The sequence below is a fragment of the Cytobacillus sp. EB106-05-05-XG126 genome, assembly GCF_058791715.1.
On record NZ_JBYTDU010000001.1, the window covers coordinates 1,278,038 to 1,290,925 of the forward strand.

Annotated in this window: 11 protein-coding genes; 2 read left to right on the forward strand and 9 right to left on the reverse strand. The window is 40.7% G+C overall.

Annotated elements, in window-relative coordinates; translation table 11 throughout:
* The first annotated feature begins 6 nt into the window (after positions 1–6).
* Positions 7–981, forward strand: a complete 975-nt coding sequence (locus tag AC3WTL_RS06405; protein WP_492369224.1) for a TIGR03943 family putative permease subunit — start codon at positions 7–9, stop codon at positions 979–981.
* 32 nt (positions 982–1,013) lie between these two features.
* Here AC3WTL_RS06405 and AC3WTL_RS06410 read toward each other — a convergent pair whose 3' ends face one another.
* The 7 genes from AC3WTL_RS06410 to AC3WTL_RS06440 form a co-directional block, all read right to left on the reverse strand.
* On the reverse strand, positions 1,014–2,702 hold the full coding sequence (locus AC3WTL_RS06410) for a methyl-accepting chemotaxis protein (RefSeq protein WP_492369225.1): 1,689 nt from the start codon (positions 2,700–2,702) through the stop codon (positions 1,014–1,016).
* A 358-nt stretch (positions 2,703–3,060) separates the two neighbouring features.
* Positions 3,061–4,086, reverse strand: a complete 1,026-nt coding sequence (locus tag AC3WTL_RS06415) for a VanW family protein (RefSeq protein ID WP_492369226.1) — start codon at positions 4,084–4,086, stop codon at positions 3,061–3,063.
* A 163-nt stretch (positions 4,087–4,249) separates the two neighbouring features.
* On the reverse strand, positions 4,250–5,746 hold the full coding sequence (locus AC3WTL_RS06420) for a sodium/proline symporter (RefSeq protein WP_197246144.1): 1,497 nt from the start codon (positions 5,744–5,746) through the stop codon (positions 4,250–4,252).
* The gene (locus tag AC3WTL_RS06425) at positions 5,743–5,868 is read right to left on the reverse strand and encodes a hypothetical protein (RefSeq protein ID WP_261391473.1); all 126 of its coding nucleotides are present in this window, start codon (positions 5,866–5,868) and stop codon (positions 5,743–5,745) included. Before AC3WTL_RS06425 ends, AC3WTL_RS06420 begins: the two co-directional genes overlap by 4 nt.
* A 23-nt stretch (positions 5,869–5,891) precedes the next feature.
* A complete protein-coding gene (locus tag AC3WTL_RS06430; RefSeq protein ID WP_492369227.1) occupies positions 5,892–6,683 on the reverse strand; it encodes an enoyl-CoA hydratase in 792 nt (263 codons plus the stop codon).
* Between the two features lie 17 nt (positions 6,684–6,700).
* The gene (locus tag AC3WTL_RS06435) at positions 6,701–8,245 is read right to left on the reverse strand and encodes an AMP-binding protein (protein WP_048008811.1); all 1,545 of its coding nucleotides are present in this window, start codon (positions 8,243–8,245) and stop codon (positions 6,701–6,703) included.
* A gap of 251 nt (positions 8,246–8,496) precedes the next feature.
* Positions 8,497–9,864 carry a sigma-54 interaction domain-containing protein gene (locus AC3WTL_RS06440; protein WP_048008812.1) on the reverse strand — a complete coding sequence of 456 codons (1,368 nt, stop codon included), beginning with the start codon at positions 9,862–9,864 and terminating at the stop codon, positions 8,497–8,499.
* Positions 9,865–10,449: 585 nt separating this feature from the next.
* Here AC3WTL_RS06440 and AC3WTL_RS06445 point away from each other — a divergent pair.
* Positions 10,450–10,632 (forward strand): hypothetical protein, encoded by a 183-nt coding sequence (locus AC3WTL_RS06445; RefSeq protein WP_009334884.1) that lies wholly within the window; start codon positions 10,450–10,452, stop codon positions 10,630–10,632.
* Between the two features lie 43 nt (positions 10,633–10,675).
* Here AC3WTL_RS06445 and fosB read toward each other — a convergent pair whose 3' ends face one another.
* The gene (gene fosB / locus AC3WTL_RS06450; RefSeq protein WP_048008813.1) at positions 10,676–11,098 is read right to left on the reverse strand and encodes a metallothiol transferase FosB; all 423 of its coding nucleotides are present in this window, start codon (positions 11,096–11,098) and stop codon (positions 10,676–10,678) included.
* Between the two features lie 133 nt (positions 11,099–11,231).
* Positions 11,232–12,773 (reverse strand): DHA2 family efflux MFS transporter permease subunit, encoded by a 1,542-nt coding sequence (locus AC3WTL_RS06455; protein WP_048008814.1) that lies wholly within the window; start codon positions 12,771–12,773, stop codon positions 11,232–11,234.
* Between the last annotated feature and the right edge of the window lie 115 nt (positions 12,774–12,888).

Consider the following 12,888-nt stretch of genomic DNA (forward strand, 5'->3'; position numbering starts at 1 on the left):
ATTGCTATGAAAATCCATTTCCAGCAGGCATTAAGGGCACTGATTCTACTGGCTTTTTGTGGCCTGATTTTTCAGCTTCATTATACAGGCGACATAACCAAGTATATTAATCCCAAATATGTCCGCTTAAGCCAATCCGCTTCCATACTGTTTTTATTTTTATTTTTTATTCAAATTACAAGAATATGGACTTTTAATAGAGAAAACGTTGTTCACGAACATCATCAAGGTCAGGACTGCTGCCATCATGATGTTGATACCTGTTCTCATCATCATGATCATGGAGATACACCGTTTACAGTAAAAAAGCTGCTGTCTTATTCCATTATATTATTTCCGCTATTAACAGGATTCTTCTTGCCTGCAAAGACGCTTGATGCTTCCATAGCTGAAAAAAAAGGCGGACTGGCCATACTTGGTAATCAAAAACAAGAGATGAGCTCCTCGTCAGGCTCTGATAAATCAGACTTTGACCTAGAAGACTATTCTTTTGAAGAAGAGCTGGAGGAAGCCGGGGAGCTGGAACATGACCTGTCTGTAAATGAAGAAGTAGAGGAAATATCCAATGAAGAGTTTGAGCAATTAAAAAAGGACCTTTATTCCGCTTCTGCTATTAAGATGGATGATAAAGTTTTTAGCTTGTATTATGAGGAAATCAGTAAGGATATTGATAAATTCATTGGCAGGGAAATTGAATTTCAGGGATTTATATATAAAGAAGAAGGACTTGCTTCCAATCAGCTTGTCATTTCGAGATTTTTGATTACGCATTGTGTGGCAGATGCAAGTATGATTGGCTTTCTATCAGAGTTGGAGGAAGCTCCGGACCTCTATGATAATATGTGGGTCAAAGTTAGCGGAGTTATAGATAAAGCAGCCTATAATGGAACAGAGATGCCGATGATTAAAATTAAGGAATGGAAAGAAATTGAGGAGCCGTTCATTCCATACCTGTATCCATTAACCATTAAAATCTTGTAGTAAAATTCAAAAGGGACTCAGCTGAGTCCCTTTTATAATTTAAATCTTGATACAAGTTCCTGCAATTCTTCAGAAAGTTTTGCAAGAGACCCCGCTGATGATGATACTTCTTCCATGGTGGCAAGCTGCTCTTCTGTTGCGGCTGAAGTATCCTGTGAAGCTGCTGCGTTTTTTTCTGAAATGTCCTGCACATTGGACATAACATCAATAATCTGGGTGGTTAAGGCAGTCAGTTCTTCCACTGAGGATGAGACTTCTTCAACTTTGTATGTTACATCACCCATTGAATGGGCGATCTCATCAAAAGCTGCACTTGCTACCATTGTATCTACAAGGCCATCCCTTACCTGTTCATTTCCTTTTTGCATTGCCAGAACGGCATGCTTTGTTTCTTCCTGAATAAGCCCTATCATTTGATGAATCTGAATGGCAGATTGCTTGGATCCCTCTGCCAATTTACGGACCTCGTCAGCGACAACCGAGAAGCCTCTCCCGTGCTCACCCGCCCTTGCAGCTTCAATGGCAGCATTGAGTGCAAGCAAATTTGTCTGTTCTGCGATATTCGTGATCAATTCTACGATATTGCTGATTTCTTTTGACCGGGATTCGAGCGTATAAATATGCTGAGCAGCACTGCCTACTGTAGTATTTATTTCATTCATTTGCCTTACAACATTATCGACTGAATTAGTGCCTTGTTTAGTTAAAAAATCTGCCTTTTCCGCTGCTTCAAGCATCAGCTCGCTACTTGAAGAAATTTGCTGCATTCCGGAAGCAATCTCCTTAATTGAAGAAGATACCTCTCTAAAACGGTAAAGCTGCTGTTCAGTCCCCAGAGCATTTTTCTGCGAAATAGCTGCTACCTGTTCAGAAGCCAAAGAACTTTCGTCTGCACTTGCAGCCAGCTGTTCACTGCTTGATGCCACTTGTTCTGATGTGCTTCTTACCTGGCTGACTAGAGACCTCAAGTCCTGGACCATTTTATTTAATGATAAAATAAACACTCCTATTTCATCCCGGTTTTTTACTTTAATAGAGGTCTGACTTAAATCTCCTCCTGCCACTTTGTCTATCGCTCCTGCAGCCAGGTTAATCGGCCTGGATATCATTCTGCTTATAAAATAAGCGATCAGCATGGCAGCAATAACGGCTGTAATCGAAATAATTAAAGTAATCGTCTGAGAGAATTTAACGCCAGAGACAGTTTCATTTATCCCGGCATTTAATTGGGATTCATAAAATTTTACAAGTTCATCCGCTTTTTTATTAAAATCCTGGCTGATCTGTTTATCGGAAGTTTCAACTAATGACATATAAGCATTATTTTCCTCCAGCTTAAACTTAATTTCTTTGTCAATAATGCTCTGATAGCGATTATGGAGCACTTCCAGTTCTTGCGCCAATTCCTTCTCCTTCTTATTGCCGGCTAATTCATTCAGTTTATTGATATGATGTTCCATCCTCTTGCGGGAACTTTCATAGTCACTCAGATATGTAGAGTCGCCTGTCAGGAGATAGCCGCGGATTCCCCCTGCTTCATTCATAAGCTCTGCCTTCAATGTTTTTACAAGCATCACTTCAGAGACATTATCATCTATTAAACTTTGATAATTTCTGTTAACATTACCGAGTTCGTAATTTGATAAACCGGCGACAAGACCAAATAATAAAAGGACAGACAAAAACCCGAGGAACAGTTTTTTTGCCACAGATAATTTCATGCCTTTTCCTCATTTCCAGATATGATAGGATATTCTACTTATAATTTATCATGAACACAACTGGTAAGTCAGGTACTTTTTACCTGGATCTTCAGATATTTACAGAAAATTCTCCTTCTTTCGCTATTATTTTCATAATAATACAAAAAAAATGCCGCTAATCCGGCTGGCAGATTAGCGGCGACTATGCAGACCAAAGATCCTTAGGGAGGAGATCTTCTATATTATTGTATTAAAAGTGACTGGAATGGTGTGGACAAACCCCTCCGCTATTTGCTTATTTTTCCATAACTTATTCAGTGCATTAAAAACAGCTCAGGCACCTAAACCGGAAATAAGTCTTAGGTGCCTGATGCAGTTAAACTGCTTTCTTAAGCATTCCCTCATACTTTTTTGCTGTTCTGATTTCAATTGTTAAGACACCATTTCCGAAGTTTGCTTTTACAAGAAGCGGGATGCCGGTTGTGTTTTCAAATCTGAAGTCTTTGCCTCCATATGAAACGGTTGCGTCCCGGCCCTTTGGGACATAACCCACCGTTACAGAATGGTGGTGTTTTTCTACATAACTGACCCCGACTTTATCAACAGCGTTGTATAGAGTGGAGGATGTTTGGCAAATACCGCCCCCAATCCCCATTACGAGCTTGCCATTAATGGCTTCCTCTGCAGGCTGATACCCATGTGCTTCATCACTGGGCCCCACTGTTGTATTAAAAGAAAAGTGATCTCCCTCACCAAGAATGATATTATTGATGGCTTCTGCTGAGAGTTCAATGTTTTTTGTCCTGCCTGCCACGCCGCTGTTAAAATTGGTACTATAGGATGCGACGATTACTTCTCCTAAATGAGGTACATCAGCAGGATCATAACCGCTTTCTGAAACATAGAGCGGCAGCTCAACATCCCCGCCGCTTACAGAAGCAGCGAAAATCTTATCCACTAATTCGCTTTCTTCAAGAATAATCTCAGGCTGCCCTTTAATGATATTGCCATCGGGACCAATTTTGTCAAGGGTCATCCTTTGGTCATAGCCTTTTATTGTATCCGTTCCTCGCGCTATTTCCTTGGCCCATTGGGAAAGATCTGCTTTATATTTTTCATCATCCTCACCAAATCCCATTTCAGCAGGGCTGAAGGTCTTTAGCACTGTTTTTGCATCAGGATCGATGACATTAACCACAACCGGCTTTATTTCTTCCTTCTTTTCTTCCTCTTTAGCCTGCTCCTCTGCCTTTGCCTCCTCTTTTGTCTTATCTTCTTCAGACTTCTCTTCCGCGGCCTTTTTCTCCGGCTCATTATCGCCGGCAGTTTTTCCTGAACACCCGGCTAATCCTATGAAACAGACAATAAACAAAAGTACTATTCCCCATTTTCGCTTAGTCATTTTTCCCCCAGCTTTTTTAAATATTTGCTTCCTTTCTCTATATAGAAAGCTGTTTCCATTTTCTAATTGTATTCACTGGCGGAAAGGGGTATTCCTGCCATTCTGCAAGTTAAGTTGTACCTTTTTACCTATTTAAAAAAACACCTGCGGAAGTTTTCTTAAACTATGAAAGATTAGCTGCAGCAGGATCGGTTTTAGCAGCCTGACCGGGCTTATCTTCAAAAATTGGGCTGGATGCCGGTTTTGTGATGAGGGAGATTCCAACCAATGATAAAGTAGAGATGATCATAGCAATAGCACCAGTATCAAGTGCCGGAACATAAATCCCTTTTACTTTAAGAATGTAAAGACCAAGGCTCGAGATGAAACCTAATGCAGATGAGCAAATAGCAGCTGTCTTTGTTGCGCGCTTCCACAGCAGACCAATGCTCAATACAGGCAGCAATGAGGCTGAGAAGATTCCCCAGGATGCATTGCCAAGCCAGCCAACGAGATCAGGCGGATTTAGTGAGAGCAGGAATGTAACAGCAATGATGATAAGAGTAAACCATCTGGATAGGGCCAACTCCTTTTTCTCCGGTAATTTTTCACCTTTCTTAATAATCTGCTGGTATATATCTCTTACAATCGATGAGCTTGCTACTAGAAGAAATGCTTCGCTGGTTGACATGATTGCTGCCATTACAGCGGCAAATATGATCCCGGCGACAACAGGCGGGAAAAAGTTTTCGATAAACATTGGGGCCACCATATCAGGAGTAGCCGGTGCTGCCATTTCCCCGCGGTTTACCATTACGCGTGTATATAATCCTACAAACCATAATAAAGCTGTTAATGCGTAAGTGGATGCCGCTATAATGCAAGCCCACTTAAGCATGGAAATTTTTCTGATCATATAAAATTTGGTTACCACATGCGGCTGTCCCTGATGTCCAATTACATAAATGAAGAAATAAGAAATAAAAGCAAAAATTCCGATTGGGCCTGTAGTATGGAAGGCCTGAACCATATCAGGATTAATAGCTGTCAGTTCAGCATTCATCTGGGACATGCCTCCAACCATTCTCATTCCGCCTATGAAAACAATTAAAGAGCCAACAATCATGACAATCATTTGAATAAAGTCTGTCCAGACGGCACTTATCATTCCGCCGCCAACAACATAAACCGTTAATATGGCCACTCCTATAAATAAAGCAAGTTTATAATCAACTCCTAAGACAGTTTCAAGCATATTGCCCAATGCTTTATATTGAGCCATCTGATAGCCTATTGCTCCTCCAAGAATGGCAAGTGCAGTAATGGCCCGCACTGTTTTACTGTTATAGCGGATTTCCAATAAATCCGGAATGGTCAGAGCGCCAAATTTTTGTGTAATTCTCCTCATCGGCTTAGCCAATACCAAAAAGCTTACAAAAATCCCGGCAGTGGCAAAAATACCGATCATAAAAATGGCATAGCCATGCTCATACACAAGCCCAGTCAATCCAATAAAACCGTATCCGGACATGGTTGTGGAAGAGACAGCCAGGGCGACAAGCCACGGGCCAAATCTCCGGCCCCCGGTATAGAAGGTGTCCATGTCTTTCTGATGCTTCATCGATAATAACCCTATAACAAGGATCACAAGCAGATAGATAATTCCGATTGCCAAAATCATAAAGCATCATCCTCTTCCTCTTTATTTTTAAATGCCAATAATCCCCATAATCCAGCGGCGGCCAATGACAGCGGCCAAAAAACAAATAACATAAAAGTCATTAATGGCGATAATCCAAACATTTATATTCCTCCTAATCTTTAAATTATTGATCAGTAAATTTAGGGTCCCTTTTTTGTATAAAAGCCCCGACCCCCTCCTTAATATCCTCGGTCTGAAAAACTTGGCCAAAATATTCAGCCTCGGTGATGAGTCCGTTTTCAAGCCTTTGCTCATAACCTTTATCTATCGACCTCTTGGCAAAAGCCAGGGCGGGAAGTGAATGATTGCTGATAGATTCCGCCAGATCCAAGGCTGTTTCAAACGACTTTCCTTTAGGGGCAATCCGGTTAATTAAGCCTATCCGCCAGGCATCCTCTGCAGACAGTGGCTCACCGGTGAAAATCATTTCTTTTGCTTTTGATTTACCAATAAGACGTGATAGCCGCTGAGTTCCTCCCGCACCTGGAAATAAGCCAAGCTTGATTTCAGGCAGCCCGATTTTTATGTGCTCCTCTGCTATCCGGATATCACAGCTTAAAGCCAATTCACAGCCGCCTCCCAGAGCAAACCCATTAATGGCAGCTATCGTGGGCTGCGGCAGCCTTTCCAGTTTATTTAAAGGCTCCTGAAGCCAGAGAGACTTTTCCTTTGCCAGTTCAATCCCTTTTCCCATCCAATCAGGAAAACCCTTTATATCGCCACCTGCGACAAAAGCCCTTTCTCCAGCCCCCGTTACGATAACAGCTTTGATATTGGAATCGCTTTCAATTTCATCCGCAGCAATTGATAAAAGCTCAATGACTTCCTCACTTAGAACATTCAGTGGTGGATTATCGATTATAATAATGGCAATTTTGTTTTGAATGGACCAGGAAACAGCTTTTGTTTTTTCCAATTTCATTCCTCCTCATCTCAGCTATATTGTTCTCTTAGCATGAACTTCTGAACCTTACCTGAAGGTGTGCGGGGCAGCTCTTCTGTAAAGATAATTTTTCTTGGTTTTTTATAGCTTGCAAGATACTTTTTGCAATGTTCGATGACTTCTTCTTCTGTAAACGTGCTGCCTTCCTTTTTGACTATGACTGCACATACAGCTTCAATATATTTCGGATCAGGAACACCAATAATGGATACTTCCTTCACACCTTCAAGGCGGTATAAGACATCTTCAATTTCAGCAGCATACACATTTTCTCCGCCGCTCCGAATCATATCTTTTTTTCGTCCGGCAATGGATAAATATCCTTCTTCATCCAGCACCCCTAAATCTCCTGTCCTGCACCATCCGCCTGTGAAAGTTTCTTTGGTGGCTTCCGGTTTTCGCCAATATCCAGCTGACACGGCAGGACTTTTAATGGCAATTTCCCCGATTTCCCCTGGAGGAAGGGGCACTCTGTTCTGATCAATAATTTGAATTTCAGTCAATGGCAATGGCTTTCCAACCGTTTTCCCCTTTTTTAAAGCATCCTCGGAATCGAGACAGGCAGCAATGGGAGTTCCTTCTGTAAGTCCATAAACCTGAACAATGCCTATATGCGGGAAATTCTCTTTTAATTTTTCAAGTGCCCAAGGCATTAACGGGTCTCCGCCTGTATAAATTGTTTTTAGATTTATAAATTTGTAATCCCTAAGATTAGCAAGATTGAGCATTTCATAAATCATAAAAGGGAAAAGGAAACAATCCGTTACGTATTCCTTTTCTATCACTGATAAGATTCTGGTTATTTCAAAACCTTTGCTCTCAGTTATAATCACCGTTCCCCCCATCATTAAAATGGGAAGCGCAATATCTTCCATTGCTCCTACATGATAGAGCGGGCCGGTAGTCATTCCGATTTCCTTTCCTTTAAAGTTCCACTTAAGAGCCTGCATAACAGAGAACCAAAAAGTGGTTTCGTGAGTCCAGATGGCCCCTTTCGGTCTACCGGTCGTACCGGACGTATACATTAACATTACGGGATCGCTGAGGCGAATGGAGTCTGTACTGATTTCATCTTCACCGCCATTCTCCAGCAGACTCCAGCTTTGAGCCCATACCGGTATCGGCCCAGTCCTGCCCGCCAGGCAAATATTCCTTTCCACTCCTGTATTTTTGCGAATAGATTCAATCCTGGGAGTCAGCTCCGAGTGAAAGCATAAAATTTTTGTACCGGAATCATTTAGGGCATACTCAAATTCGCTGCTGGTCAGACGGAAGTTCAGACGGACAGCGATAGCTCCAATTTTTGCAGCTGCAAAATACAACGCGAAATACTCAAGACAGTTATAGAGCAGAATCCCTATCCTATCGCCTTTTTGGACACCAAGATCTTTAAGCTTGTTTGCATAAGAGTTTGAAGTCCGGTGTAGGCATTCGTAACTCCATTCTCTGCCGGATTCTTCTTTAATAGCCACTTTGGCAGGATTTTCACGATTAATATCAAGTGCCATTTTCCTTGTAAAATATCCGAGATCCAAGAAATCCTCCTCCTTTAGTTATGTAAGCGTATACATATCTTTCAAAATTGTTTTCTGTTAAAAACATAATGCAAGTTTTGTGCCACATTGGAATTTCAATGCATAAGCCATTCCCGCCAGATTCACGATATTACTTTTCCGACTTTTCAGAAATATTACTGCATATATATGTCCTCAAATATTAAAACTAAAATGAAAAACGCAAAAATCCGGGATTTCGGATTGGATTCCGAGTCCCCGGATTTTTGGCATTAAAAAGAAATATTATATTTTTTTATTTTATCGTAAATAGTAGAATTGCCAATTCCCAATGATTCTGCAGCTTTATTTTTGTCATACCTGTACCTTTTTAGAGCGGCTTCGATTGCATTCTTTTCGGTTTCTTCCAATAAAACTTTTAGATTTTTCACTTCTGGTTTCTTTTTCCCGCCTTTTAGATAATCAGGAAGTTCCTCAACACCAATCAATTCACTGTCAGTTAAGTGGACACTGGCTTCCAGAACGTTCTCTAATTCCCGGATATTTCCCGGCCAGTCATATTGTCTAATCAGAGAGGCTGCCTCAGGACTTGTTCCAGTCACCCTTTTGCCTATCCGCTTAGTCGCTTTCCTCAAAAAGTGTTCGGTCAAGATCGGCAAATCAGATCTTCTGGACCTTAAAGGCGGTATAAATAACTGCACCGCATTAATCCTGTAAAACAAGTCTTCCCGGAATAATTGATCATTGATCATTTTTTCAAGCGGACGATTTGTAGCAGCAATCACTCTCACATTCACTTTTTTAGGCTGAAGCGCCCCAATAGGCTCGAATTCTCTTTCCTGGAGAACCCTTAATAGTTTCACCTGCATATGCAATGGCATGTCCCCTACTTCATCAAGAAAAATAGTCCCTCCATCAGCCAAATGGAATTTCCCTATTTTTCCGCCTTTTCTTGCACCTGTAAATGCTCCATCCTCATAGCCGAACAGCTCAGATTCCAATAAATGTTCAGGTATGGAGCCGCAGTTTACTTTAACAAAAGGCTTCTCGCTCCTTTCACTCAGCTGATGAATGCTTTGGGCAACGATTTCCTTCCCTGTACCGCTCTCCCCCCTCAAAAGAACAGAAATATCGCCTCTTGCAATGCGCATGACTCTATCTTTCAGATCTTTAATCTCCGGTGTTTCCCCGATCAGATCATGAAGGGAATATCTTAATCCATTCGACTCATTCCACTCGCTTCGATAATAATTGAGCTCAGATAATACCCCTTTAATATGACTGTTCAATTTCTTCCATTCATCCAAATCACGAAATATTATCGTACCGACTGCTCCGACAATATCATTATTTTCGATAATCGGAATGCGGTTGGCGATGACAAAATCGCCTTGCAAAAATTGTAAATCAGCAAAATCCTGTTTACCAGTTTGTGCAACGAGATGCATTTTTGTATTTTCAATAACATCCGTTGCATGTTTGCCAATAACTTCGTCTCTTTGAACTTCAAGAAAATCACAATAATTATTGCTCATATATTGAATGATTCCATCTGCATCAACAATCACAATTCCATAGTATGTACTTTCAAAAATCAAGTCCAGCAATTGATTATTGATTAATAGTGCCGTATTGTTCATACTAACCCCCCTTTTTTAAATATTCGTCTTCTTCCTATTTTAGCATGTTATTTTTAGGAATCAGCAAATATAGACAGAAAATTCATAAGAGTAAATTTTCTATTAAGCATTAGTCCCAATTACTCAGCGCATTGGAGCAAACCATTTCATGAAAGGGCAAACAGTCTGCATGTTGGAAATGTATCCCTTTACGTTTAAGAATCTTTTGCTGATGGTGAACTGAAGCGGATCTCAATTTCTGCTACACGGTGAAAGCTGAAGACGTTTTTTGGCAACATGATGGGCGATATTACAATTGGATAAAAACTCTCTCCCTTGTAGGCTATACCTATGAACAGGTACATAACAAAGCTTATATTATTTCCAGTACCGCATCTGTATAAATAAATGCGGTAGCCAACCTTGAGGACAGGATGCCTGTGCTATTAACTTTGTTTTAGTGATTCTTTTTATCAATTTGGCTTTGAGACTGAGAGCAGTCAAAGTGATAATTGTTCATAATTAACAGACAAATTTTAATTCCTACTTGACTAATCGGATAAATATGAATTAAAATAATACTAACAAAAAGGGAGGGTTCATTACATGCCATTAAACAGAGAAACGTTAATCAGCAAATTATTATCACTTTCTAAATTCCAGCATAATCACAGCTTGTTTAATTTAAGTGACCGAAAGCTGGAAGCTCTGTATCTGGATCATATTTTGTTTTCTCCTCACCCTCACAGCGGACATCAATCAATTAAATTAGTAGGAAAAAATAGATAATAAGAAAGCCTGCAAATGCTCAAATAGCATTGCAGGCTTTTTTTTAACCAAAAAACTCCATATGTCCTTTTTCAGATCTGTAGTATTCCAATCTATCCCTTAATGTTCCTGTATGAAATTCAAATTTATGTCCATCCGGATCAGTAAAATATATCGATTTCTTATCTCTCATGTCTCTCGCACGACCAGGCAGGATATGAACTTTCAGCTTTTCAAGTTTATTGCACATATTTTCAAAATCTGAGTCATCGACTTTAAAAGCAACATGAGTATACGAATGGGCAATTTCATTCCTTGGTATGTTCCGTTCTTCATTCAGGGCAATCCAAATACCCGCCAATTCAAAATATGCAGTCGTTTTGCCTTTTACCAGCAGCTTTGCATTAAATACATTTTTATAAAATTGTATCGACCTCTCCAAATCTGAAACGGAAAATAAGAAATGATTTATACCCCTAATCGACAAATGTTCAACCTCCAAATCAGCATTTTAGTAAAACAATCTTTGCATACCAATTTAGACGCACGACGGGCCAATTATGTTTCATATTCATTTCCTGCGCATAAAAAAAAGGGAAATCCTTGATTTCCCTTTCCGATTAATTCTTAGCCAATTTAGGCACCATATTCTCCTGCTTAGGCTCTTCAACCGAGTCCTCCATTGGTGTTGCGCGTTTAATGAAGAAAGCCAGAACAAGTGCAGCTGCAGCTATAAAGGTTGCTACGAAGAAGGCATCATTAATTCCCTCAAGCATGGCTTTCATTAGGACCTGCTGCTGCATTTCCGCCACAGCAGCTTCAGTCATTTGGCCGCCGTTAGCCATAGCCCCGCCTTTCATCGCTTCTTTCGCAATTTCTGCAGCATGGGTTTCTGTCCTAGTTGACATTACTGTTACCAATAAAGCGGTACCAATGGCACCTGCCACCTGGTTCAACGTGTTGTTCATTGCAGTTCCATGCGGATAAAGCCTTCTAGGCAGCTGGTTCAGGCCATTTGTTGAAACCGGCATCATGACCATGGACATCCCGAACATCCTGATCGAGTTGAGTATAATCAGCTGAGTATAGGTTGTTTCCAGAGTCAGCCTGCTGAATACATACGTAGTTCCTACTGTAATGGCTAACCCAATGATCGCCAAAATCCGGCCGCCAATTTTATCGAACAGCTTTCCAGTTAATGGCGACATCACAGCCATAACAAGGGCACCTGGAAGCATCATCAATCCTGCATCCAGCGGTGAGATCCCCCTTAATGTCTGAACATAAATCGGAATCAGAATCATTCCTGAGAACAGCGCCATATTTACCGTCATGCTTATAGCTGACGATAATGCAAACATCGGGTACTTATATACACCAAAATTAAGCATCGGACGTTCTGATTTGGTTTGTTTTAAAATAAACCAAATCAAACTTATGACTCCGACTGCAATTGTTAAATACACATGAGGGCTGTCCCAGCCTTTGTTCCCTGCAGAACTGAATCCGTAAAGTATTCCGCCGAACCCTACACTTGATAGAACAAGAGAAAACATATCCAGACGGATATTCACTTTTTCCTTTTTGTCTTTCAGCATGACTGCTCCAAGAACTAAAATGACACCCGCAATCGGTGAAAGGAAGTGGAATAGCATTCTCCAATCATAATGTTCAATAATCCATCCTGAGAGAGTTGGCCCAATTGCAGGGGCAAACATTAAGATCAGGCCAAATACACCCATGGCTGCTCCGCGTTTTTCTACCGGGAAGCTGATCAGCATTACATTCATCAATAGTGGCATCATAATAGCCGACCCTGATGCCTGCAGCATTCTGCCTGTCAGCAATACAGGGAATACATGAGCAATACCTGCAACCAGCGTACCGATTGTAAATAATCCCATTGCCACAATAAATAGCCTGCGGACTGTATATTTTTCAATTAAAAAGGCAGTAGCCGGGATCAAGATACCATTAACCAGCATAAAGCCGGTAGTCAGCCACTGCACTGTTGCCGCTTCTATTTCTAAATCTGCCATAATAGATGGCAAGGCAATATTTAATAATGTGTTATTCAAAAAGGCAATAAATGCCCCGATCATTAAAACAGCGAGAATCCCATAAGGCGGCCGCTCTGTTTTATTGTTTATTGCTTGTTCCATTATATTTCCTCCTGTACAATCAGTTCATTATTTTATACTGTCGTTACACACAAATCATATAATATACCATGAGTTCAACTTTTGCAACAAAAAAATCCTTGGAAAATAGAAGGTT